The 24,576-nt window shown below is 59.5% G+C and carries 20 protein-coding genes and 2 pseudogenes; all 22 read right to left on the reverse strand.

The genetic code is table 11. From position 1 onward, the window contains the following. Window positions 1-12 precede the first annotated feature (12 nt). Window positions 13-1,296 carry a dihydroorotase gene (locus IRT44_RS18300; RefSeq protein WP_212131858.1) on the reverse strand — a complete coding sequence of 428 codons (1,284 nt, stop codon included), beginning with the start codon at window positions 1,294-1,296 and terminating at the stop codon, window positions 13-15. Beyond that, complete coding sequence (locus IRT44_RS18305) at window positions 1,263-2,210, reverse strand: aspartate carbamoyltransferase catalytic subunit (protein ID WP_230077153.1); 948 nt, start codon at window positions 2,208-2,210, stop codon at window positions 1,263-1,265. The genes IRT44_RS18300 and IRT44_RS18305 overlap by 34 nt, the downstream gene beginning before the upstream one ends. Window positions 2,211-2,378: 168 nt before the next feature. Next, window positions 2,379-3,725, reverse strand: coding sequence for a solute carrier family 23 protein (locus tag IRT44_RS18310; RefSeq protein ID WP_171564326.1), 1,347 nt, complete (start codon window positions 3,723-3,725; stop codon window positions 2,379-2,381). Window positions 3,726-3,916: 191 nt separating this feature from the next. Next, window positions 3,917-4,456 carry a bifunctional pyr operon transcriptional regulator/uracil phosphoribosyltransferase PyrR gene (pyrR, locus tag IRT44_RS18315; protein WP_171564327.1) on the reverse strand — a complete coding sequence of 180 codons (540 nt, stop codon included), beginning with the start codon at window positions 4,454-4,456 and terminating at the stop codon, window positions 3,917-3,919. A gap of 214 nt (window positions 4,457-4,670) precedes the next feature. Beyond that, window positions 4,671-6,113 (reverse strand): TolB family protein, encoded by a 1,443-nt coding sequence (locus IRT44_RS18320; RefSeq protein ID WP_230077154.1) that lies wholly within the window; start codon window positions 6,111-6,113, stop codon window positions 4,671-4,673. 139 nt (window positions 6,114-6,252) lie between these two features. After that, window positions 6,253-7,182, reverse strand: a complete 930-nt coding sequence (locus tag IRT44_RS18325) for an RluA family pseudouridine synthase (RefSeq protein WP_171564329.1) — start codon at window positions 7,180-7,182, stop codon at window positions 6,253-6,255. Between the two features lie 60 nt (window positions 7,183-7,242). Continuing rightward, window positions 7,243-7,692 carry a signal peptidase II gene (lspA, locus tag IRT44_RS18330; protein ID WP_171564330.1) on the reverse strand — a complete coding sequence of 150 codons (450 nt, stop codon included), beginning with the start codon at window positions 7,690-7,692 and terminating at the stop codon, window positions 7,243-7,245. 129 nt (window positions 7,693-7,821) lie between these two features. After that, window positions 7,822-8,463 (reverse strand): serine/threonine protein kinase, encoded by a 642-nt coding sequence (locus tag IRT44_RS18335; protein WP_171564331.1) that lies wholly within the window; start codon window positions 8,461-8,463, stop codon window positions 7,822-7,824. Window positions 8,464-8,667: 204 nt separating this feature from the next. Further along, window positions 8,668-10,092 carry a phosphoglucomutase/phosphomannomutase family protein gene (locus IRT44_RS18340; RefSeq protein ID WP_230077155.1) on the reverse strand — a complete coding sequence of 475 codons (1,425 nt, stop codon included), beginning with the start codon at window positions 10,090-10,092 and terminating at the stop codon, window positions 8,668-8,670. 6 nt (window positions 10,093-10,098) lie between these two features. Then, the gene (locus tag IRT44_RS18345) at window positions 10,099-12,078 is read right to left on the reverse strand and encodes a glycoside hydrolase family 15 protein (RefSeq protein WP_171564333.1); all 1,980 of its coding nucleotides are present in this window, start codon (window positions 12,076-12,078) and stop codon (window positions 10,099-10,101) included. Window positions 12,079-12,136: 58 nt separating this feature from the next. Then, window positions 12,137-14,518: a sugar phosphate nucleotidyltransferase gene (locus tag IRT44_RS18350; protein ID WP_171564334.1), complete on the reverse strand. Its 2,382-nt coding sequence runs from the start codon at window positions 14,516-14,518 to the stop codon at window positions 12,137-12,139. Between the two features lie 19 nt (window positions 14,519-14,537). Next, a complete protein-coding gene (locus IRT44_RS18355; protein ID WP_230077156.1) occupies window positions 14,538-14,972 on the reverse strand; it encodes a glycosyltransferase family 4 protein in 435 nt (144 codons plus the stop codon). Between the two features lie 260 nt (window positions 14,973-15,232). Then, window positions 15,233-17,401: pseudogene (locus tag IRT44_RS18360) on the reverse strand (1,4-alpha-glucan branching protein domain-containing protein); the annotation flags it as partial. Next, a complete protein-coding gene (locus IRT44_RS18365; protein WP_230077157.1) occupies window positions 17,398-18,045 on the reverse strand; it encodes a DUF4912 domain-containing protein in 648 nt (215 codons plus the stop codon). The pseudogene IRT44_RS18360 and the gene IRT44_RS18365, both read right to left, overlap by 4 nt. 262 nt (window positions 18,046-18,307) lie before the next feature. Continuing rightward, window positions 18,308-18,877: a manganese catalase family protein gene (locus tag IRT44_RS18370; protein WP_171564337.1), complete on the reverse strand. Its 570-nt coding sequence runs from the start codon at window positions 18,875-18,877 to the stop codon at window positions 18,308-18,310. Window positions 18,878-18,898: 21 nt separating this feature from the next. Next, window positions 18,899-19,168 (reverse strand): spore coat protein CotJB, encoded by a 270-nt coding sequence (locus tag IRT44_RS18375; protein ID WP_171564338.1) that lies wholly within the window; start codon window positions 19,166-19,168, stop codon window positions 18,899-18,901. Continuing rightward, on the reverse strand, window positions 19,165-19,389 hold the full coding sequence (locus tag IRT44_RS18380; RefSeq protein ID WP_171564339.1) for a spore coat associated protein CotJA: 225 nt from the start codon (window positions 19,387-19,389) through the stop codon (window positions 19,165-19,167). Before IRT44_RS18380 ends, IRT44_RS18375 begins: the two co-directional genes overlap by 4 nt. Window positions 19,390-19,788: 399 nt before the next feature. Next, window positions 19,789-20,585: pseudogene (locus IRT44_RS18385) on the reverse strand (DUF4247 domain-containing protein). Between the two features lie 12 nt (window positions 20,586-20,597). Next, window positions 20,598-21,104: a DUF4178 domain-containing protein gene (locus IRT44_RS18390; protein ID WP_230077158.1), complete on the reverse strand. Its 507-nt coding sequence runs from the start codon at window positions 21,102-21,104 to the stop codon at window positions 20,598-20,600. Window positions 21,105-21,125: 21 nt separating this feature from the next. Then, window positions 21,126-21,530: a DUF350 domain-containing protein gene (locus tag IRT44_RS18395; RefSeq protein WP_171564342.1), complete on the reverse strand. Its 405-nt coding sequence runs from the start codon at window positions 21,528-21,530 to the stop codon at window positions 21,126-21,128. Window positions 21,531-21,609: 79 nt separating this feature from the next. Further along, window positions 21,610-22,275 carry a PspA/IM30 family protein gene (locus tag IRT44_RS18400; RefSeq protein WP_171564343.1) on the reverse strand — a complete coding sequence of 222 codons (666 nt, stop codon included), beginning with the start codon at window positions 22,273-22,275 and terminating at the stop codon, window positions 21,610-21,612. 88 nt (window positions 22,276-22,363) lie between these two features. Beyond that, a complete protein-coding gene (locus IRT44_RS18405; protein ID WP_230077159.1) occupies window positions 22,364-24,568 on the reverse strand; it encodes a DNA topoisomerase III in 2,205 nt (734 codons plus the stop codon). Between the last annotated feature and the right edge of the window lie 8 nt (window positions 24,569-24,576).

A 24,576-nucleotide genomic window follows, 5' to 3' on the forward strand; every position in this document is an offset into this window, starting at 1 on the left:
TTTTCTGCTTCCTTATTCCGCTTCCCGATATACGATCGCACCGTTTACCATCGTCAGGGTCGGCCATCCTTTGCAGACCCAGCCGGCAAATGGCGTGTTGGTTCCCTTGCTGGCAAAGGTGCCGGGATCAATGGTCCGCTCCGCTTCCAGATCAAGCACGCTGAGATCGGCTGGAGCACCCACTTCCAGGCGTCCGTACGGCAGTCCGAAAATCTCTGCCGGTTTTACGGTCAACAGCTCAATCAACTGCTTCAGCGTCAGTTCGCCGGTCAGCACCAGATGGGTGTACAGGAGCGGGAATGCCGTCTCCAGTCCGACGATGCCAAACGGTGCCCGCTCAATGCCGTTCGTCTTCTCTTCCGTCGTGTGCGGGGCGTGATCAGTGGCGATGATGTCAATCGTGCCGTCCTTCAGTCCGGCGATCAGCGCCGCCCGGTCTTCGCGGCTGCGCAGCGGCGGGTTCATTTTCCAGTTGGCGTTCAGGTCGTCCGGGATGTCTTCGTCGCAGAGCAGCAGGTGGTGCGGCGTCACTTCGCAGGTGACGTTCACCCCGGCCCGCTTGCCGTCCCGCACCAGACGCACCGATTCCTTGGCGCTGATGTGGCAGACGTGGTAGTGGACGCCGGTCTGCTCTGCCAGCAGGATGTCCCGTCCCACGTGGATCGACTCCGATTCCGACGGGATGCCCGGAAGGCCGTGCCGCGCCGCCACCACGCCGTCGTGAAGCGCGCTGCCCGGAGTGATCAGATCGTCGTCTTCGCAGTGGGCAACGATCGAGAGGCCCAGTTCTTTCGCCCGCTTCATCGCTTCCTTCATCATCGCGCTGGATTGGACGCCCACGCCGTCATCAGTAAGGGCGAAAATCCCCGCTTCCTTGAGCGCGGCGAAGTCGGTCAATTCCTTGCCGAGCTGCCGCACGGTAATCGCTCCGTAGGGGAGCACGCGGGCCTTGCCCGCTTCCTGCGCCTTGTCGAGAATGTAGCGGACCGTCTCCACACTGTCGATGACAGGGCGGGTGTTGGGCATGCAGGCGATCGTGGTAAATCCGCCTTTTACGGCTGCATGCGCCCCCGTCGCGATCGTCTCCTTGTGTTCAAAGCCCGGTTCGCGCAGGTGGACGTGGACGTCAATGAAGCCGGCGGAGATGAGTCTGCCCTTGCAGTCGATCCACTCATGCCCGTCGCGCGCAAGCTGTTTATCGATCGCTTTGATGCGTCCGTCTTCGATCAGCACTTCGGCGGGGATCAGTTCGCCAGCCTCGTTTATGCGTTTGCCGTTGCCAAGGATGATTCCCATGTCTTATCGCTTCCTTTCAGCACAGTTTCCAGTACTGCCATGCGGGCAGCCACGCCGTTGGTCACTTGTTTTTGGATCAGCGACTTCTCGCATTCCACCAGGTCGCTGTGGATTTCCACTCCGCGGTTGACCGGCGCCGGGTGCATGATCACCGCGCCCGGCTTCATCATCTTGGCCCGCTCCAGCGTCAGCCCGTGTGCCCGGTGGTACTCTTCCTTGGATACAAACAGCGCGTCTGTGTGCCGCTCCAACTGCACGCGCAGCATCATCACCACGTCGGCCGTCTGGACCGCTTCGTCGATGTCGACCGTTTTCACCCCGTCCGGCACGATCTGCGCCGGCGGCATCATGCTGGCCGGACCGGCGAGCAGCAGGTTGGCCCCCAGCTTGGGCAGGGCGTGCAGATGCGAACCGAGCACGCGGCTGTGGCGAAGGTCACCGATGATGGCCACGGTCAGCCCCTCGATCCGGCCGAACTGCTGCCGCATCGTCAAGAGGTCGAGCAGACACTGGGTGGGATGTTCGTTGGTGCCGTCGCCCGCGTTGATCAGATGAAGGCTGACTTCAGAGGCCAGTTCCGTCAGCAGGCCGTCCTTTTTCGTGCGGATGACCGCCGCCTCCACGCCCATCGCTTCCAGCGTGCGGATCGTGTCGTAGATCGTTTCCCCTTTTACAGTGGAAGAGGTCTCCGGGATGAAATTCAGCACGTGCGCACCCAGCCGTTTTTGCGCCACCTCAAACGAAAAGCGGGTTCTCGTGCTGGCCTCGAAGAACAGGTTGGCGATGAAGCGTCCCTTCAGCACATCCGTCTGCACACCAGGCCGCTCCGCCCAGTATTCGGCGCGATCCAGCAGCCGCTCGATCTGATCCGTTGTCAGCTCTTTCATGCCAATCAGGTGCGTGACGATGCTCATCGAAAATCCCTCCGTATTCCGCAATTGGATAAAAAAAGCTTCTTGCCGTCTTTGCCGTGAAGGCAGGTAAGGCAAGAAGCTCGTGATTTGCTTCCCTGTGCGCAGGTGAAACAGCGCCCAGCCGCCTTGCCAGCCTCTCGGGACTGATTTAAAGGTCGTCGGAACGTGTCAGGCGATATGCTTTTGTTCTTCGCGGTGCGCTTCCCCCATCGCCGATTCCTTGCCCGGCAGGATCAGGTGCAGCACGATGCCGAGGAAGGTGGAGAAGGCGATGTTGTCAATTGTCAGGTTGTGCAGGAAAGACTGCCAGAAGGAAACGCCCTCGAAGCTGATTTTGTAACCGCCGATCCCGGTCACCAGAATCGCGGCGGCAATGATCATGTTGCGCTTGTTGGAAAAGTCCACTTTGCTTTCGACGTACATGCGAAGCCCCTGGGCCGCGATAATCCCGAACAGGATGATGGAGACACCGCCCAGCACCGGCGTCGGAATCGTCATCAGGAGCTCGCTGATTTTGCCGCAGAAGGAGAACAGGATTGCCAATACCGCCGCCAGCGCAATCACCGTGCGGCTGAACACACGGGTGATGGCGAGCACACCGATGTTTTCCCCGTACGTGGTGGCAGGCGGTCCGCCAATCAGACCGGCCAGCGCGGTCGCCACTCCATCCCCCAGCAAGCTGCGGTGCAGTCCGGGATCTTTCATCAGATCGCGGTCCATTACCCGGCTCGTCACCAGCAGGTGGCCGAGGTGCTCCGCCAGCGTGACAAACGCGACCGGCGCAATGATCAGCGCCGCTACCCAGGCGGACGGGTCGCCGAGCGCGAAGGCCACTTCTTTCAGCTTGAAGTCCGGAGCGGAAATGATCTCTGCAGTAGCCACCTTGTTCAAGTCAATCAGCTCAGGATGACGCATGAGCGTGTAGAGGTACCCGGCGATGATGCCGATGAGAATCGGAATGAGGGCAAAAAAGCCGCGCAGCATCACAGCCGCCAGAACCGTTACAATCATCGTCACCAGTGAAATTTCAATGGAGGTGAGCGACATGACCGACTGGCCGTCCACCGTTACCTTGGTCGCCATATCGACGGCCACCACCGACAGGCTCAGGCCAATGACGACGATGACGGACGCGATCACCACCGGTGGCAGAACGCGGTCCAGCCACTTGACGCCGGCCTTCTGCACGATCGCCGCCACGATGACGTAGACCAGACCGGAGAGCAGACAGCCCAGCAGCGCGGTGCCGACGCCATAGGCCTGGCTTACCGTGATGATCGGGCCGATAAAGGCGAACGACGATCCCAGGTAGTTGGGCAGCTTGCCTTTGGTAATCAGCAGAAACAGGAGTGTTCCCACCCCGCTGGTAAAGAGCGCGGTCGCCGGGTCCAGGCCGGTCAGAATCGGCACCAGCACAGTCGCGCCAAACATCGCAAACAGGTGCTGGATGCTGAGCGGCAGCAGCTTGGAGACCGCGGGTGTTTCGTGCACATCGACAAAGTTTTTTTGACTCATCTGTATTGTCCCCCTGCGTTTGTTTTGTCTTTTATTTGTCTATACTGCACTGCGTATTTCGGCCAACAAAAAACCTCTTTGTGCAGGCACAAAGAGGCATACTCCTTCCATCCTTCCACGGGCATGGAAAGCGCGTAAACCTCTTCGCAACCTCACGGGATTGCGGTTAAAGAGGCGTATCCATTTTTGTCTCAGATCAACTGGCGGATGGTGACCATGTCCATCCCGTCCACTTCCGCCAGCTTCACGTCCACAATCTCAGTACGGGACGTAGGGACGTTCTTGCCGACAAAGTCGGGTCGGATCGGCAGCTCGCGGTGGCCGCGGTCCACCAGCACGGCCAACTGGATCATGCGTGGGCGGCCGTTGTCGATCAGCGCGTCCAGTGCGGCCCGAACCGTTCGTCCGGTGTACAGCACGTCGTCGACGAGAATGACCGTCTTGCCGGTGATGTCACCGGGCAACTGGGCACCGTGCAGCACCGCATCTTCTGATTTGTGCTGCAGATCGTCCCGGTAAAAGGTGATGTCCAACTGGCCGACCGGTACCTTGACGTTTTCGATCAGTTCGATCCGCTCCACCAGCCGCTGCGCCAGGTAGATGCCCCTCGTCTTGATGCCGGCGATGATACAGTCTTCCACACCCTTGTTCCGCTCGATGATTTCGTGGGCGATCCGCGTCAGTGCCCGACGGATGGCCGCTTCGTCCATGATGACGCTCTTGTTGATCACGTGCGCTTCCCTCCCGGAAATCGGCTTGTCTTACCTGTGGCACAAAAAAGGCTTCTTGTCAGGCGACAAGAAGCCACTGGCCGATGACAGGCAAAAGGGGTGATCCGCCCTTTTTCCTGCCGTCTCTGCGTATCCGTGCCCTTGCCAGCCTCACAGGACTGGATTTAAAGGTTCCCTTTGTCAGAATGAATTATGGCACGAATCGCAAGCCGTGTCAATGAGGTTTTTGCTCTTTCCAGAAAACGCTGATCCACGCCGGCAGGTGGTTGCCGTAAAACCCGACGGAACCCGTCACATGCCGAAGTAGTTCCACTTCGCGTTCACTGCCCGTTTTCAGATAGAGCGAGCCGTGTTCGGCGGCATCAAGCCGGACAAACAGCAAGGCGTTTCCGTCCGGTGACAGGGTGGGAAAGATATCGGCCGTCTTGTCCGTCCCCTGCGTCACAGCCTGCTGACTGCCGTCAGCGCTTCGCCGCCAAATACGCTGCCCGGGCACCTTCGGATTTTCCGGGTCGTCCTCAAAATACGTCTCAACACCGCGGGTAAAATACAGCGTGTACGGAGAGGCGGCTGTCCACGTCGGCTGCGCATCCACCTTGTCCGGCTGCCCTGCCGGGATCACCCGCCCGTTGGCATCCGCAATCATCACGCGCTTGTTGTGCGTGGCCATGCGATCTTCGCCGTCGATAAACGCCAGCAGGCTGCTGTCCGGCGACCAGGCCAGCCACTGCGGATAGGCCAGACCGCTGCCGATGTCCACCGGTTTGCTGCCGGAGCGGGTCAGGTCAAGGATCTGAATCGGCACGCCGTCATTAGAAAGCGAAGCGGCATTCATCCACACATAGTAAGCCACCCGCTTGCCGTCCGGAGCGACTTTCAACCCTGTAGCCTCCAGCGGATAGATGTCTTCGTCCACATTGGACTGCTCGGTAAGCGGATAGACGGCCAGCTGATTGCCTGCCAGATCAATGAGCCTGAGCGTCATCGGACGGTCCGAAGCGACAGGCACGGAGACGAGCAGGCGCTTGCCGTCCGGCATCCAGGCAAAATCGGCCAGCTCCATCGTCTGGGTGCTGACGACGCCCGCTTTCTCCCCGGCCATTTCCGCCACCACCAACAGCTTTTTTCGGTCCTCGTCCGCCCCGGACGCAGCGACCAGGTAGGCGAAGGTGCGGGAGACAGGCGACCACTTGGGATGTTCCAAGACGGGCCGCTCATCCACCTGGAATGCTCCGGTTCCGTCCGCCTTCACCGCCCACAAGTAAGCCGGTGACGAACTGGAGCGCGCCTCCTTTTCGTACAGCAGGTAGAGCAGCCATTTGCCGTCGGCCGACCACCCGGCGATCTCTGCTTCGCCCTGCGTCGTCACCTGCACGGGCACGGCGTCGGCCTTGCTGGCGTCGAGTATCCACAAATGCTTATTGTGGATAAACGCGATCGTCGCCGGAACGGCAGTCTGGCTGACGCGCTGAGGGGCGTCTGCGGCCCGCTCTCCCGGCTGCACGTCTACCGCCGGTTCACTTCCCGTCGGCAGGGATGGCGCGGGAGCCGAGCCCTGACCCGTCGCGACCGGGACTGTTCCGGTCTGGGCGGATGTGGTCAGCACCGACGCCGTCAGCGCCGCTGCACATGCCGCCAGTTTCACCATCGTCCACATGCGTACTCCTCCTTTTTCTCTCGTCGTTGGTATGACGATACCAACGAGGCAATGTTTCATCGGCAACAAAAAACGCCAGGGAACATCTGTGGTACTCCCTAGCGTTTAATTCGCTGAACCGTATTATGTGTGCGTTGTGTCAGGCTTGCCGCAGCTGGTGAATCACGTCCAGCAGATCCTGCGGCAGCGGCGCTTCAAACTCCAGCCGCTCGCCCGTGCGCGGATGGTCAAAGCCCAGCGTTTTGGCGTGCAGCGCCTGGCCGTTCAGTTCCAGCGTGTTTTTCGGCCCGTACTTGGGGTCTCCCGCCAGCGGATAGCCGATGTATTTCATATGCACCCGGATCTGGTGGGTGCGCCCCGTCTCCAGCTTCAACTCCACCAGGGTAAACGCCTTAAACCGTTCCAGCACGACAAAATGGGTGACGGCCGGTTTGCTGTTTTCAAAGACGACGGCCATCTGCTGCCGGTTTTTCGGGTCCCGGCCGATTGGCGCGTCGATTGTGCCCATTTCGTGCGGGATAACCCCGTGCACGATGGCCACGTATTTGCGGTTGACGCTGTGCTCTTTCAACTGCCGGGCGAGGCTGACGTGCGCCTTGTCGTTTTTGGCCACCATCAACAGACCGGACGTGTCCTTGTCGATGCGGTGGACAATGCCAGGCCGAAGCACGCCGTTAATCCCCGACAGATCCTTGCAGTGGGCCAAGAGACCGTTGACCAGTGTGCCGCTGTAGTGTCCGGGGGCAGGATGGACCACCAGCCCGCGCGGCTTGTTCACAACAATTACGTCGGCGTCTTCGTAAACGATGTCGAGCGGCATCGGCTCCGGCTCGATCGCCATTTCCTTCGGCGGGGGGACGCGCAGCGTAATCTCGTCGTCCGCCGCCAGCTTGTAGTTGCTTTTCACCGGCTCCCCGTTGACGGACACTCGGCCTTCCTTGATCCAGATTTGCACTTGTGACCGGGACCAGTCTTCGTTTTGCATCGTGATGAATTTGTCAATCCGCTCACCCGCGTCGGCAGGCTCAACGGTCCAGTCGTACCGTTCAAACAACTGCGTGTCGTTCATCTCTGTCTCCTCGTATGTAGTACGCTAGTATCGTTTACAACCACTCGTTCCATTTACCACTTACTCGGCCTTGCGTCTGCCCTCCAGCAGCACGTCCAGCAGCAGCAGGGCAACGCCGAATGTAATGGCCATATCGGCTACATTGAAAATCGGAAAGTTGATCAGGGTAAAATCGAGAAAATCGACCACCTGGCCCGTGCTGACGCGGTCGATGAAATTGCCGATCGCCCCGCCCAACACCAGCGAAAGCGCGAGAGACACGCGCGGCTGCCGCTTGCCGATGCGCACGAGCGACACCAGAATGCCGATCACGACGGCAATCGTGATGATCACAAACAGCCATCGCTGGTTTTGCAGGATGCCAAATGCCGCTCCCATGTTCCGATGGGACGTGAGGTGAAACACATCTGGAATCAGGGGAATCGACTGCCCCAGTTCCATCCGGGTCACCACCAGGTTCTTGGTCCATTGATCGAGCGCGACAATGGCAGCAGCAATGAGATAGTACATCGATGGGGTCCTCCTTACTCCGACTCAGACAGCCAGCAACATGACGTCAACAGAAAATGATACCACAGCGCCGCTTGTGAAACAATGAAACGATCCACGCTCCCCGTGGACCGGTGCGTCTTCCCCTGCTCACCGAAAGAGGCGGGACAGCTTTTTGTAGTACCGATACCCTTTGCGCACGCCATCCAGCACCCAGAGCGGTATCTTCCAGCCGCGGTCCTTGAAAAGCGGCAGGTAGAACTTGTAGTACGCCCGTCGCAAGTCGCGCCACTTGCTGTCCGGTATGTTTTTGTAGTAGTCGGACACGTCGATCAGATAGCCCCGCCCCTGATCCATCAGCACGTTTTTGGCGTGCACGTCGTGGGGATACAGCCCCTTGGACCGGGCTTCCTCCAGCGCCTCCTCCACGTCCTCGATCACCTGCGGCGGGATCGGAATGCCGTAGCGAAGGCAGTCAAACAACGAGATGCCTTTGATCCGCGTCAGCACCAGAAAGCAGGGCTCCGCCTGATAGCAGACGGGAAACGAGCGGGTCTGCCCCAGCTTGCGGTACACGTCCACTTCCTGTTCCCAACCGGGACGCCCCGGTGCGTACAGCTTCACCACCACGTCCGGGTAGTCAGGATGGGCGAACACCGCCGCGTAGTTGCCCCTTCCCACCAATTCCCACGGGTACGGTGTGTGCAACACGACGACCGGGTCGTCCGGCGAACGGCTTTCCAGTTTTACCTCACGCAGGAACGGGTCCAACACGTCTCGATGAATGCGCATGTGTCCTCTTCTTTCGTCACGGAAGGGTTTCTTCTTTTTGATTCTAGCAAAACCAGAAAATTAGGCAACCTGCTCGGCGGATGCTGTTGAACAACGGCAAAAGCCGCCTCCCCGCCGCATGGGCCAGTCTGGGAGGCGGCCTCTTTTATTTTTCCCCGCACATGCATGTTCGTTTCCGGCAAGACCGCAAAAGGGGCTTGTTCGTTACGCGTTGATCTCGATAAACCAGTCTTGGACAGCCTCTCTGATCTGTTCAAGAGCGGCAGGGTTCGCCGCCTCGCAGTAAATGCGGAGAAGCGGCTCCGTTCCGGACGGACGGATCAGCACCCAATGACCGCCGTCGAGCAGCAGCTTGACGCCGTCCATGCGGTTTACTCCCCGCACTGCAAACGGGCCTACCTGGCCAGGCGGCACCGCCAGCATCTGCTGTATCCAGCGTTCTTTTCCCGGCAGGCGGATATCCAGGCGCGTCGAAAACAGCTCGCCATACTCGTCGCAGACCTCCTGAAGAATCTGATCGATGCCTTTCTTTTCCCAGGCGCACATCTCCGCCAACAGCAGGTTGATCAGAATGCCGTCCTTTTCCGGAATGTGGCCGAAAATGCTGGCGCCGCCGCTTTCCTCGCCGCCGATCAGCACGTCTCCCCGCAGCATTTGGGCGCCGATGTACTTGAACCCAACCGGCGTCTCCACCAGCTCCAGACCGTAGCGGGCCGCCATCCGGTCCAACAGGTGGGTGGTCGCCACGGTGCGTACGATTCGGCCGCGCAGCCCCCTGTTTTTGACCAGATGGCGGGTCAGCAGGGCGAGCACGGCGTTGGGCGGCACGTACCGGCCGAAACGGTCAACGGCTCCGAAGCGATCCCCGTCTCCGTCATTGGCCAACCCCAGGTCGGCCTGCCGGTCGATGACCTCCCTCTTCAACAAGGACAGGTGGTGATCGTTCGGCTCCGGCAGGCTGCCGCCAAAAAACGGGTCGGCCGTCTCGCGGATGCTGATCGTCTCCACCCCTGCTTCTTTCAGCAGTCCGCTTACGTAGCCAATCCCGGCGCCGTGCATGGGATCAATCACGACCCGCAGCGGTGATTGTTTCAGCACGTCCAGGTGGACCATTCGCCTGAGATGCGCCTCGTAGTGCGGACGGAGCACGATCACCTGCAGCAGCTTGCGCGCCTTGGCTTCATCCAGCGGAATGTCCCGGACGCCGCCCGCCTCCTGGACCGCCCGGATCAACGCTTCCAGCCTGCTGGTGATCTCCGGAGCGGCCGGTCCGGCATAATCGGGAATGTATTTGATCCCGTTGTACTCAGGCGGGTTGTGGCTGGCGGTAATCATCACCGCGCCGCTGGCGGCAAAATGCTTGACGCCAAAGGCCACGGCCGGCGTCGGTGCTGCTTCGTTGACCAGATAGACGCGAATGCCGTTGGCGGCCAGCACGCCTGCCACGGTCTCGGCGAAGCGTCGGCCCAAAAAGCGCGTGTCATGACCGATGAGAATGCCCTGTTCCTGTTGGCCGATTTCCCTGGTATAGGCTGCAATGGCCTGGGCGACGACGCGCACGTTTTCCATCGTAAATTGATCGGCGACGATGGCGCGCCAGCCGTCCGTGCCAACGCGGATGTCGTTCACTGCGATTCACCTCTCCCTTTTTTGCTTCAGCTCGTTTGCTTTGTCCACGTAACGCAGCACCGTGGCGACAAAGGTGGCGTGCGACCAGGTGAGCGGCGCAACGGAGACGGGCTCGCCGGTGTACGGGTCCAACTGCTCCGACAGCACGCCGCTTTCCATCGCGTGCCGCACCACCCAGTCGAGCCGCTTTTTCGCTTCGCCAAGTTCTTCCAGCGATTGCGCTTTCGCAATTTCCCAATCGGCTACCCACAGCGTGCAGATAATCCAGGGGTTCCCCGGCACCCTGGCCGCGTCGTGTGCCTTGCGAAAATACGGATCACCCTGGTACCGGGCGATTCCGCCCACCGGCGTATCCACCCGCAGACTGCGCCTAACCGCCTCCATCGTGCTGACGACCCGGGGATCGTCTGCCGGCATCACGCCCAGGGCAAACAGTCCGTACAGGCTGCTATCCACCGTTTCATCCTTTTCCAGCTTTCCGTCTGACCGCAGGTACCCCCCGCGCAAAAAACGGCCGAGGTCCGGATCGTACAGATGCTGCAACATGGCCGCACGGACGCGCTCCGCCCCTTCGTCATAGCGCTGGAAGCGGTGATCGTCGCCAAACAGTTGGGCAAACCTTGCCGCCGCCTTGAGCCCGGCGTAGACGGTGGCACTGGTAAAGGTAAAGATTCCTCTGCGCTCTTCCCACAGATCGTAGCTGGGGAGGGGGAGGTGCCATTCGGGATGGAGATGGGACAGCAAAAACCGGGCCGCCGGCCTGACCAGTGTGGGATACAGCCGCTGGCAAAATTCAATCTGCTTGCTGCAGCGGTACATCTCCCACAGCGCGTGGAGAACAAGCGCCGTCTCGTCCTCCTGGATGGGAAGCTGGTACTCCCCGTCCCGAACAAACGGGTGCCAGCTCGAACCGACAGACCCGTCTGGATTGTACTTGTGCAGCAGATAGCCGTCCTCCGTCAGCGCGTCACGGCAAAAGCGAAAAAACGGCGCCACCGTCCCGCCGTATCCCGCGCGGACCATCGCGCTGGCGACCAGCGCCCCGTCGCGCGGCCACATGTAACTGTAATGATCGCGGTTGTACTGCAGGATGTCCGAATCGTTGGCGGCCAGAATGGCGCCGTTCTGATCAATCTGTGTTTGGATGATCAACAGGCTCTGTTTGTACAGGCGGATCACCTCAGGCGGCAGGTCAGCAAAGCTTTGCTCCTCCTTGTTCACCCAACGCCGCCAGTAGACGTCCACGCGCGACAGCAGCCGGTCCGCTCCGCTGTCCAGCACGTACTGGTTCAATTCCTTGACCGCCGGGTACGTGTCACCAACGCACATCCAGTAGTACAGCGTCTGCTCCGCCAGCGGCTCCAGCACAAGGCGGAACGAAACGGTGCTGTCCACCGAGCCCTGCGCGATCGTGTTTCCTTCCAGCAGACCGTCCTCTGCGTCCCGCCAGGTTCCTTCCGCGTAATTAAACCGCTTGATGCCCACACTGTACTGAAAAATGCCGCCGTTCTCCGCCGTCCGGCCGTTCACCATGATGTAGACATTGCGCTTGTAATGGTACACGGTGTGAAGCAGGGGATCGTACACGGCCGTATCCCCCACTTCGGTCTCGTTCAAGCTGAAGTCGTGATGAAAAAACAGGCGCACTTCCCGCGTCTCCGCGAAGTGGTTGCGGACACGGACCTGTTTGAGGTAAATCGGGTCGCGCTGATGCACGCCGTCTGCGATGCAGAGCGAAAGCCCCAATTTCTCGTGACGGGCGGTGACATCGGTGACGAGCGACTCGTCGCGATAGCCGAGCCTGCGTTCCCATCCGTCTTCATCCAACCAGGAAAACCGCCCCTGCACCCAGATGCCCAGCTTGCAGTAATGACCGCCCACGTGATTCAGTTGCCCGACATACGGATAGAAGAGATCGCGCATGCGCAGTCTGTCGTCAAAATTGATCAGCAGCTTTCCGTTACCCACCACAAGCGGTCTTGGCATGATGTCACGCCCCTTCCGATCTGAAACTTCACGAGAAGGTTCCCGAAAACAAGGCGCGTTATCGGGACTGGAACTCCGCTATCCTCCGGGCGAACAATGCGGCGAGCGTCGATGCTGATTCCGCTGTCACGCCCTGTGAAATGATATTGACGTGGGAATGTTCTGTATCCGGCAGAATCAGCACCCAGCCGTGGGCGTCGTACACCTTGATGCCGTCCACCAACTCCAGCTGCTGGCCTTTGTGTTCCTCCAACATTTTACGCATCACTTTTCCCTTCCATGCCCACGGACAAAACACCGTCGTTTTGTCCATGTGGCACGCCGGAAGCTGAGCGGTCAACTGGCTGAGCGGCTGTTTTTCCCGTGACAGGTGCGCAAGGATGCAGACCAGGCTGAAAACCGCATCAAACAGCGGATGGAACCGCTCGTCCGGCGACACCTCCATCATCGCGCGCGGCGACAACTTGGTGCGGACCACCTCCACCTGCATCCGCCGGGCCAGCTGCTCCATCTCTTCCGGCGCGCTGACCGGCAGGCCGATCTGCCGTCGCTGCCCCCGGCAGGCGAGGAGCTGCAGCGCCATAAGTTGTTCCGGTGTCAGGCGTTCCCCCGTGTCCGTGAACAGCTCGAACTGCTCGCCGTTTTTGTGCAGGCGGACAGCCAGATCGACACCGTGCCTGCCGACCCCTTCTGCGACGGCGCCGTACACGGCGGTCACACCCAGCGCGCCAAACAGCGGAGCCAGAAACGCCGGCAGGAAGCGGGGCTCGCACTCGATTAGCAGGTTGAATCCCCGGCGCCGAATCAGTGCCGCGTCGATCTGCTCCAATAGTTCACGCGTGTAGGTTTCCTGCACCTGGTGTTCCACGTGCAGATAACCCAGGTGGTGCAGCGAACGGACATACGTCTCCTGCCAGCAGGCATTTTCAATTTTCCGCTCCCAATCGCGGGAGACCGGCAGCCCCAGCTGGTCGACGAACTGGATCACTACTTGCTTCTCCTCAGCCGATTCGTCCATGTGGATGTGAATCCCGCCCTGGCAGTGAAACTGTCGGACGGCGTACCGGTTTACCGGCGCGATGCTGATGCCGATGTCGATCGTGTCAATTCCGGACGAGCAGAGACTGGTCATGACGCTGTGCTTGAGCAGTTGGGCAAACGGGTGGGCGCAGGCGGACAGGGCGATTTTGCTGCCCGGCTTGAGCAGGTAGGCGTATGCGGCAGCCAGCCGGGTTACGAACTCCGGCGTAATCTCCACATTTGCCAGCCCTTTGATGCCATTGCCGCCGAACAGGCGTTTTGACTGCTTGGTTCCGTAAATGAGCGACGTGTGTACGTTGGCGCATTCCTCAATTTCCTTGTGGGGCCAGACCTTGACCCCGTCTTTTACCACCGCCTTGGCACCGATCCGGCAGCGGTCGCCGATGACCGCGCCCTCGCCCAGCAGGACACACGGTCCGACGCTCACGTTGCGGCCCAGAATAGCGCCTGTCAGTTCCGCCCGCTGGCCGATATAGGAGTTTTCCCACAAAATCGACTGCCCCAGCCTGGTCCCGGCGCAAATGACCGAATGACTGCCCAGCACGGAGTAGGCACCGACCGACACACCCGCTTGCAAATGGACGTTTTCCCCGATGTACACGGGCCCTTCCAGCCGCACGGACGAATCAATCCGCACGTGGTTTTCGAGAAAGATCCGGGGGGCAATCTCTCGCGCGTCAATCTCCACCCGCACCCGTCCGTCCAGCATGTCAGCCTGCGTCTGCCGATACACGTCCAGGGACCCGATGTCCGACCAGTAGCCCTCCGCGATGTGGCCGAACAGCGGCAGACCCGCGTCCAAAAAGGCGGGAAACAGCTCTTTGCTGAAATCCACTTCTCTGTCTTCTTCTATGTAAGAAAGCACCTCAGGTTCGAAGACGTACATGCCTGTGTTGACCGTATCACTGAACACTTCGGCCCAGCTGGGCTTTTCCAGGAACCGGGTGATTCGTCCGCTCTCGTCCGTCATGACGACGCCGAATTCCAGCGGCGTCTCCACTCTGGTCAGGATCAGCGTGGCCAATGCGCCGTTTCGCTCGTGAAAACGGACAGCCTCTGTCAAATCGATGTCCGTCAAGGTGTCTCCGCTGATCACCAGGAACCGGTCATCCAGGAATTCAGCGCAGTTTTTGACGCTGCCCGCCGTGCCCAATGGCGTCGCTTCTTCGAAATAGGTAAGCGAGACGCCAAAGCGTGATCCGTCGCCAAAGTAGCTGCGGATGGCATCGGGAAGGTACTGCAGCGTGACCGCGATGTCCGTAATGCCATGGCGTTTCAGCAGGTGGATCGTGTATTCCATGCAGGGACGGTTTAACAACGGCACCATCGGTTTGGGCGTATGGACCGTCAACGGGCGCAGGCGGGTTCCCTTGCCGCCGGCCATGATCACTGCTTTCATCAACCGTTCCTCCTCTCGGTCAGATCGAAGTTGCCCAGGCTGAACCCAATGAACGATACAAATCCATCGTCTGAAGCGCCAACCGGTTCCAGTCGTATTGACACAGGATTTCCTCACGCGCCGTGCGGACCAGCCGCTCGCGTTCATCGGGGCAGTGCAGGAGCCAGCACAACTGATCAGCAAGCGAATTGGCGTTGCCGGTGTAAAAGGTGAGCCCGTTTTCGCCGTGGCGGACGATTTCCCGCAAGCCTCCCGTGTCGGCCACAATCACCGGTGTCCCCAGCGCCATGGCTTCCAGCGCCACGATGCCGAACGGCTCGTACAAGCTGGGAAAAACGGCTGCCGCTGCCATTCGGAAGAGCAGATTGCGGCGGTCGTCGTCGACAAAGCCGAGAAATCGGACGCGAGACGCCAGCCCCCGCTGCTCCGCCATCTGCCGCCACTCTTCCAGCATGGGCCCTTTTCCCGCCAGAACGAAGACGGCTTCCGGGTGTTCGTGCAATACGCGGGGGCGGCCTCCAACAGCAGGTGCACCCCTTTTTCCCGCACCATCCGGCCGACAAAGAAGATGACCGGTCCCGTCCCCAGCCCCAGTTCCTCCCGCACGACACGCATGCACTCTGCTTCATCCGCAGTCGCGGCCGGCGGGCATGCGACGCCGTTGGGGATCACGGCGATACACTCATGCGGTACGCCAAACAGCCTGTTCACCTCCCCGGCCATGTAGCGGCTGCACACGATGAGGCGGTCGGATGCGGTGGAGAGAAGCTGTTCGCGCTCGTGAATCCGCTGCTGCAGCGGGGTGTGAATCCCTTGATGACGGCCGTGTTCCAGCGCGTGGATCGTCGTCACCAACGGCCGTTCCCAACGCTGTTTCAGCTCCAGCGCTGCCCATCCGACCATCCAGTCGTGCGCGTGGATGAGATCGGGCCGAAATCCCTGCCGCACCAATCGTTCCGCCGCGTCTGTCATCGCCAGGTTGAGCTGAAATACCCAGTCGAGAAAATCGCTCTGCTCTCCCGGGACGTAGGTGTTGAGCCAATGGACGCACACCCCGTTTACCAGCTCCGAGTGCGCTGCCGTACCCGGTGAGGCTGTCAATACGTGCACCTCTGCGTGCTGCCTTGCCAGATGGCAGGCCAGGTCGTACACGGCCCGGCCCAGTCCGCCGACGACGCGGGGCGGAAACTCCCAGCTCAACATCAGCACCCGAAGCCCTTCCTGACGCTCACTGCCGGCGGCCACATACTGACGCGATACGTTCACTCTATGCGAACTTATCGGCAAATAGTACCGCAGGTCCAGATCGGGGAAAAGCGGATACGTCTGCTCTCTTGCGGCCAGTCGCTCGGGATCAATTGTCCCCGCCTCAATCTGCTCCACCAGCTCGCGAAAGCAGGTGAGATGGTCGTGAGTGCGGCGGACGGCGTAATCAACCACGGTTTGTCCGTCCATGATAAAAGCCCAGTCACTGCTTTGCGCCAGCATCAGCTCCCGGGCCGCCTGCTGCAGTCCGCGCCGCAACAGCGGACGTGCCTCATGATCGTCATGGGTCTTTTCCACCAGTTCGATCAGGTCCCGCTCAGCCTGGTGCAGGTGGCGGTAAATCCAGCTGTTTCGCTCGTTGAGCCAGACTTCACCGTAGCCGTTTCGCCCCCAGGACGACATCGGCAGACGCCCCCGGTCAATCTGGGGGCAGGCGTCCAGGTAGGCGGAGGGCGTGGTCAGACTGATCACATGTGAATCGCAGGCAGCCTTCCGCAGCAGAAAATCGAGAAACTGCGGCCCTTCGTACCACCAGTGGCCGAACAGTTCGGCGTCGTACGTGGCCGTAATCAGCGGAGGGCGATCCAGCCATTCGGCCGCCTGCACCACCTGTGCCTCCCGACTGGCGAGGAAATGACCGGCGTGAACGTCCGCCTTCTCCCTCGCCCGGTCGGGATCGTAAATGGCTTTTGGCTCATCCCGCCCGGTGATCCGGTGGTACTTGAGTCCTGTATGTACGCGGAATCCCTCGGGATGAACGTACGGAGCGATGTACGCCCAGTCCAGATCAAACCCGATGTCCCGGTAATATTCCCGGTAATCGTAATCTCCGGGATAGCCGGTGACAGAGCTCCACACCTGACGCGACGCTTCTTCATCGCGTGGAAAGGCGGCTACGTCGTACGGGGTCAACAGCGGCGCAAACAGCCCCCGCCGCGGATGAGGAGTGGCGTGGCGAACCGTGTGGCTGTCGGTGAAAAAGTAGCGGATGCCCGCCTCTTTCAGCAGGCGGTCCAGCCCCGGGGTATAGCCGCACTCGGGCAGCCAGATTCCCGCGGGACGGCTGCCGAGAATACGCTCATGCGTATCAATCCCTACCATAAGCTGGGCGCGGATTGCCTCTTCCGTCTCTACAAAGGGGAGAAACGCGTGAGTCGCGGCGCACGTAATCAGCTCCACGCAGCCGCTCTCCTGCAGCCGTTTCAAAGCGGATACAAGCGCATAATCCCACTTGCGGCAGTACTGGGCGACTTCCCGAAAGCGCTGCAGATACATTTTGGCGACGCGGTGCTCCTCCGGGCTGCCGCTCGTCCGCTTGCATTCCTTTCCGGCCAACTCGACCGTTTTGGCGAGATGGCGCCGGAATCTCTCACGGATCAACGGATCGTCAAGCATGGACAGCAGCGGAGGTGAAACGGCCAGCGTGATGCGAAACGGGATGCCGTCCGCGAGCAGCTTTTCAAACACCAGCAACAGCGGAATGTACGATTCGAGCATGGCCTCGTACACCCAGCGCTCTTCCAGGCGATCATCCCGCTCGCCATCCCGCACGTAAGGCATATGGGCATGCAGCACGAGGGAGAGATAACCGTTTGACACCACAGACACCTCGCTCATTTTGACGTTTTGGGATAGAGGGAATAGGAAGAAAAGTTCTCAAACCAGTCTGGTACGCGCGTGTCGGTGGCTGGCTCCACCAGCGGCTCGCCCCATGCGGCAGGGTAATTGCGCGGTGTCGCTGCCGGTTCCGAGCGCAGGGTCGGGTAGAAGCGCTCGCGGTGGAACAGACCAAAGTCGGCGATGTACGTTCTCCCCGGCTGGACGTCATGCACAAACCAGGAGTGGGCGTCATGTGACACGGTCACGTCCAGGTGGCAATGCGCGTTGGTGCCGTCAAACAAGCAGTCGGTCACGTCGTAGAGACGGAGCCCCTTGTCGATCTGCCGGTAGTCTGCCTGCAGGTAGGATGCGACCATCCGCATGCGCGGCCAGGTGATCTCCCAATAGACAAACAGCACCGTCGGCCCCTGCACCATCAGTTTGACCACATCCCTCCCGTAAAACGGCGGCAGCCGCCACCCGTCGTCCGGTTTGTTCTTTGGCGGGACAGCATTCCGGCTGCTGGAGTCAGGTTCGGCCGCCGAACGCGATCTGCCCTTCTGCAGCCGGTATTTCACCTGGCCCACGGTCAGCCCGCATTCTTTGGCGATTTGCGCGATGGTCATGGACTGCGAGCGAAGCTGTAAGATTCGTTCCAACATCGTTGAACGCTCCTTTCTGCCGGTATCCTCCAAGCACGAGACTGGCGGAGGCGACGGGTCTTTTGCCAACAATGCCATCATAGCCAAAACCGCCCATCAAAGACTGTCGAACAGTGTGTGCACATCCTTTCTTCTTTTGTCGAGTTTCCGACTGTTTTTCGTCATGAAAACTGACGAACTGCAGGATGGCGAAAGACCCGTTGACCTTTCGGGAAATCAGGGCAAGAAAAAAACCACCTGTACAGGTGGATCAGACAGTAAATCAGAAAAATTTCTTTCGTCCCTGCTCTTCTTTCAAGAGTTCCACTGCTTCACGAAATCTCAGCGAGTGGACGATCTCCCGTTCGCGGAGGAATTTGAGGCCGTCCTTCAGGTCGGGATCGTCCGTCATGTCAATCAGCCATTGATAGGTGGCTCTCGCTTTTTCCTCGGCGGCAATATCTTCGTACAGGTCGGCGATCGGGTCGCCTTTGGCCTGGATGTACGCCGCCGTCCAGGGGACGCCGGCGGCATTGTTGTAAAACAGCGCCCTGTCGTGATTAACGTAGTGGGGGGAGAGGCCGGCTTCCTCCAACTGCTCGATCGTGGCGTCTTTCGTCAACTTATACACCATGGTGGCAATCATTTCCAGGTGCGCAAACTCTTCTGTCCCGATATCCGTCAACAGACCGATCACCTTGTCAGGGATGGTGTACCGCTGGTTCAGGTAGCGGAGCGCCGCCGCCAGCTCCCCATCGGCGCCGCCATACTGCTCGATCAGGAGTTTCGCCATACGCGGATCGCATTTGCTCACGCGTACGGGGTACTGCAGTTTTTTCTCATAAATCCACACGTTTGATTCTCCTCCTCATCCTCATACCTGCCACGGCCACGGCGTTTCGGGCCACTGCCAGGGATATCCGGAATAGCTGTGTCCGAATTGCAAAAGCGGTCCGTAATGAGCCTCAAACTCGCACGCCACCTGCCAGCGTCTGGCGGAGTACTCGTTGAACTGCTGGACCGCATTCATGTCGTCTCGGTGAGTGTTCAGGTACAGCGACAACTCCACCAGCACGAAATCGAGCGCCTGCAGCTCATGCAGAAGCTGGTAGTAGCGTTCGTCCACTTGTTTGCGATCGCTCACTTCCGCTCCCTCCCTTTTCGATCCCGTCCCTCGTACGGACTGTACAATGCCGGCCAGAGCACGCCGTGGCGCAGCGCTTCGTGAGCAGAAAACTGCGGCAGTCCGGGGGGCTGAAAATTCATGAACAGGTTGGGGGGGACCACATAGGTTTTCACCCGGATCGGCGGACACGGGTCAAAGGGGCTGACGTACGGATAATACACTCTCGTCTGCGAATCCAACGAAGGTGACCTCCTTGCTAGGTGATTGACTAACCAGTATCACTGTATGACACTCACCTACCTGCTGTGTTGGGCGGTCGCCCGTTTGTGTGGCATAAGAAAAACCCGCTGTGCTCAGCGGGTTACAGTGTGTAGAAAAATGACCGTTGCGAGGAGAACACGTTTCCGTCAGCCGCTCCGTGCTCGCCCAACAGGGAAGCACATACTGCTCGCTCCGCATTGATTTGCGGGGGATCGCCAAAGCCGCATGGCTACGCAGACTGTTCAACGGTGGCGATCCTTTTTCCCGCAAATCGCTGCTCCGCTCGGCAGGGCTCACAAGTCGCTCTGCCTGGAAACGTGCTTCTCCTTCGATGCAATCGGGTTGGCTTCAGTCGGAAACCCGCTGTTTTCAGCAGGTTATCGTCGTTTGGTGATACGGCCGAAGCCACCAACCTTCGTGCGCGGAGGCGATTTGCTTCGCGGCGGGGAGAAGATTGAGGATTTTTTTGTGGATGTCGAATTGGAGATGGTCGTCTTCTTGTCAGACTTGCGGATAATCCGCCCGACCTGCCCGGATGGCGCTGTGGACGGTTCCGTCTTTTTTTTGATGATGCTGCCGTCCGCACCGACTCCGGAACTCCGATCGGCAGGCTTGTCGCTGCGCTTGATGATGCTCCCCGTTCCCTGCTTGGTGACAGGAGGAGCCGCCTTTTTTTCCTGCTGGGTGGGGACCCGGTACGTCCCCCTGGTTTGTAGATGTCTCTTGTGGTATACCCTCGATACGAACCGGTGGCATGTTTGTGCGCATCGAAGAGGTCATCCAGCAGGCTGGCGATGATGAACCCCTCCAGAAACGACGGATCGTAATTTTGCCGGACAAACTCCTTGCTGTCCACTTCGATGAGCGTGTCCGAAGGCTTCTCTTGATCCTGCTGCAGGTGGTACCATTCATCCGGATAGATGAGAAACATGTGTTTCTCGTCTTCTTTTGAGATTTCGTCCGGCTCTCGCTGCTCTGCCAGTTCGCGGGCCACTTCCGGCACTGTTTTGTTTTCGGCGCGGTAGACGCGGGAATACTGCCCGTCGTCCTTGGAGATCACCGATTCCAGCGGATAGTCCAATCCAGCCGACGGTTTCCCGCAGCCAGCCAGGGACAAGAGCAAGAGCGCTGGCACCAACAAGATCGTGACCGCTCGAAACAACCGCTGTGCCATCCTCATCCCTCCCTACGTTCCGCGCAAGACCTGCACGTCAGCCGAGAGGACAAACTCTCCCTCGTACAGCATGAAACGGCCGTCCTGCCATTCGATCCGCAGCAGATGGCGCTGGTCGGATTGAAACTGCCAGATGTGCTGCTCGCCTGACGAAGAAAACGGGGTATTGCCCTGGGCCGTCACGTGACCGCTGTAGTGTTCCTCCAGGTGGTAGTAGACCCCGTCCATTTCGATCGTGGTCGGGACTCCATCGTCAAAATCCAGCCGGCCGTCAATGGCGCTGTAGAGCTGATACACCACCTGTTCCCGCTCTTCGATATAGAGATAGCGAATCTGCTGGCCGTCCTGCAGGGTCAGCATCACGGCGTTTCGACTGACGTTTTGAATCCTGCCCGTCACCTGATAGGTGACCAGGGAAACCTCCACCACATCTCCCGGCCCAACAGTGAGGATGCTGCGCTCTGCGGGCAGCGGCTCATGCTTGGCAAAGAGACCGTGGATTCGCTTGAACAAACTCATGGATGCCCTCCTTTCCCCGCACTACAGACAAGCGGCCAAAATCAAAGCGCCGACGATGTGGAAAGAGCCGGCCAACAATGCGTACGCGACTTTCCCCTGCCGCGTTCCCTCGTCCAGATCAAACGACGCAGCCATTTTCAACAGCCGTTCGACAATCCATTCCAGCATGAACAAAATGACAAATGAAACCACAGACACCAACAGGGCAATAAACAGATCGTTGGAAGTGGCAATCGACCGGGACAAGATATAGCCCTGGGCAAACAGCTTCATGACGAAACGGGTCGTTACCGCCACGTTCCCGTTCTTCATTTCCGTAATGTCCTTGTATTTGGTGAACAAACTGTCCACCCACATGAGCACAAACAAGAGAATGGCGCCGGCCCCGGTCCACACCAGCATGGCCAGCACTTCAAACCACGACAAAGTCCATCCCTCCACAGCGTCAAAATTTACTTGCGGCAGTTCGCGGAATCAGAGAAAAAGGGGAACCGCCTGGAGCGGTTTACCCCTCGTATTTTTTCATCAGGGCCGCCAGTTCGTCTTCAATTTCCTGATCACGGTTCAATTTGGCGATTTCCTCGTCCAGCGATGTTTCTTTTTTGTACACGTCGCCGCTGGCCTCCGCTTCCGCTTCGAGCTGCAGCGCCTTCTCCTCCATGCGCTTCAACCCCGCCATCGCCGTATTTGCGTCGAACCCGGACATCGCCTTGTTGATGTTTTTCTGGGCCTTGGCGGCGTTGACGCGGGCGACCAGAGTCTCCCGTTTGTGTTTCAGCTCGTTGATCTGCTTGCGCATTTCCGCCAGCTTTTCGCGCAGGTTGTCAGCCGCCTGTTTATTCTGCTCGTAACTTGCCTTGTACTCCTCCATCTTTTGCTGGGCCGCTTTCTTTTCTTCCAACGCGCGTCGGGCGAGATCGACGTTCTTCGCCTGCGCGGCCAGATGGGCCTGCTCGTCGCGTTTCTTGACGAGGGCTTCCTGCTCCTCGTACAGCAGCTTGAATTTTTTCTCCAGGGCGATTTGGGCAGCGACAGCTTTTTCCGCTTCTTCCAGATCGGCCTGCATGTCGCGCAGATACTGGTCTGTCATTTTAACGGGGTCTTCCGCTTTTTCAATCAGAGCATACAGATTGGCCATGGTCAGGTCTCGCAGACGTTTGAAAAACGACATGACATTTTTCCTCCTTGCATAAGAATGTCAACGCAGCTGCAACTGCGCCTCTCTAACACGTATCTACGAAAAAAGAGGGGCCTCGGTTTCAACCGGACTCCTTTCGTTTGCGCATGCTGCCCTTGCGCTCTGCCTCGCCGCCGGCATCCTGCTGCAAGCGCACCTTTTGCTCCCGGTCGTCCCACAGCAGGTAGGCGTCGAAGCGCTCTTCGCCCTTTTGAAATCCTTTGATGAGATTGCTTCTGCCCGACTCCATCAGCCGTTTGACGTTGGCGGCGGAAATTTTCTTGCCCAAAATGGTCTTGGACAGCGTCACGCCGCAGCCGGTCTTGCGGTAGTTGGCACAGCCGTAAAAATCCCCTTTGTCCACCAGATCGCCGCCGCAGGCGCGGCAGGCGGCCACCTTTTTGCCCAGGCTGAACCGAGAAGACTGCCTTGGCATCGCCGCTACGTCGTATCCGTCCAAATTCCAGCTTTGCGACTGTTCCACCGCATCCTGCACGATCTTGCTGGACAGTTTTTTCACCTGCTCCATGAACGCCTGCGGCGAGGCCAATCCCTGCCCGACCTCCGCCAGACGCTGCTCCCACCGGGCGGTCATTTCCGGCGAGGCCAGGATCTTGTCACCGATCAGATCGATCAAAAGCATGCCCTTGGGGGTGGCGTACACCTGGTTCCGCTTGACCTCGATGTACTTTCGCTGTTTCAGTGTGGCGATGATGGCGGCGCGGGTCGCTTCGGTGCCCAGCCCTTCCGCCTTCATCAGCACCTTCTCCAGCTCTTCGTTGTCCAGATGCTTGCCCGCCGTCTTCATCAGCGTGATCAGCTGACCTTCGGTGTAGCGCTTGGGCGGCTGCGTCCTGCTCTCCTTGACGCTTGCTTTGCACACCCGCCCCTCTTCTCCCTCGGCCAGCGGCGGCAGCACCGGTTCGTCCTCTTCCTTCTCCTCGTCGAACAGCACCGACCGCCATCCGGCCCTGAGCTGCACCTTTCCCTTGCTGACAAATGCAGCCCGGCCGTCCACCAGCGTGACCACCGTCGTGTAATCAAACAGCGCGCTCTCATAATGGGCGGCGATCAGCCGGCGGGCCACCAGGTCGTAGATTTTCCGCTCGTCGTCCCCCAGCTTGGCCACGGTGGGCACCTGCTCCGTCGGGATAATCGCGTAGTGGTCCGTTACCTTTTTTTGGTTGACGTAGCGTCGATCTTGGGCGATCGAGGACTTCGGCGCGGGAAAAAAGCCGCGGTACTCGGGCTGTCTGGCCAGCCTGGCGAGGATATCCGGGAACGCCCGCGCCTCTTCGGCCGTCACAAAGGCGGAATCAGAGCGCGGATAGGAGAGATATCCCTTGACGTACAGCTTTTGCGCCACGTCCAGCGTCTTTTGCGGCGAAAACTTGTACAGCTTGTTGGCGGCCGCCTGGAGGGAAGAGAGGTTGAACAGGTACGGGGGCAGGAATTCTTTCCGCTCCGTCTTCACCTCCGACACGCGTACCGGTTTATCACGGCAAAACGCGGCGATCCGCTCCGCCAGCTCGGGGTCGTTGATCCGCGATTGCCCGTCCTTCTGCCAGACGCCTTCATACCGTTTGCCGCACACGTCGAAGGTGGCCTTTACTTCCCAGAACGGCTCCGGCCGAAACGAGGCGATTTCCTTTTCCCGCTTTACCACCAGCGCCAGGGTCGGGGTCTGTACCCGGCCGGCGGAAAACACATCGCTGATTCCTTTTTTCTTTAGCAGGATGGTGTACACGCGGGAGGCGTTCATGCCCACCAGCCAGTCGGCGCAGGCCCGGCTGTACGCCTCGTGGTACAGATTGCGCGTCTGCTCCTCCTCCAATAGCGATGCGAAGCCGGCGACGACAGCCCGCTCCGTCAGCGACGAGATCCACAGCCGCTTCATCGGCTTGCGAACCCCGCTCATCTCCACGATCGTCCGGACGATCAGCTCCCCTTCCCGTCCGGCGTCGCCTGCATGAATGATCTCGTTTACGTCAGGCCGCCTGAGCAGCTGCTTGATAATCCCGAACTGTTTGGCCTTGCCCTTTATCACCTGATGGCGAAACGATTCCGGGATGATCGGCAGCGTCTCCACCGCCCACTTTTTCCAGGCAGGGTTGTACGCTTCCGGCGGCACCAGCTCACACACGTGACCTACCGCCCACGTGATGTAGGCCCCCCGGGGAAACAGCTGGTTTGGCTGAATTTCCACATAGCCCTGCTTCTTTTTATGCGCAAACGGACTGGCCAGCTTGAGCGCCTGGTCCGGTTTTTCGGCAATGATGACTTTCATGCGTGGCA

Origin of the sequence: Brevibacillus sedimenti (assembly GCF_020923495.1) — a bacterium.
GTDB lineage: Bacteria > Bacillota > Bacilli > Brevibacillales > Brevibacillaceae > Brevibacillus > Brevibacillus aydinogluensis.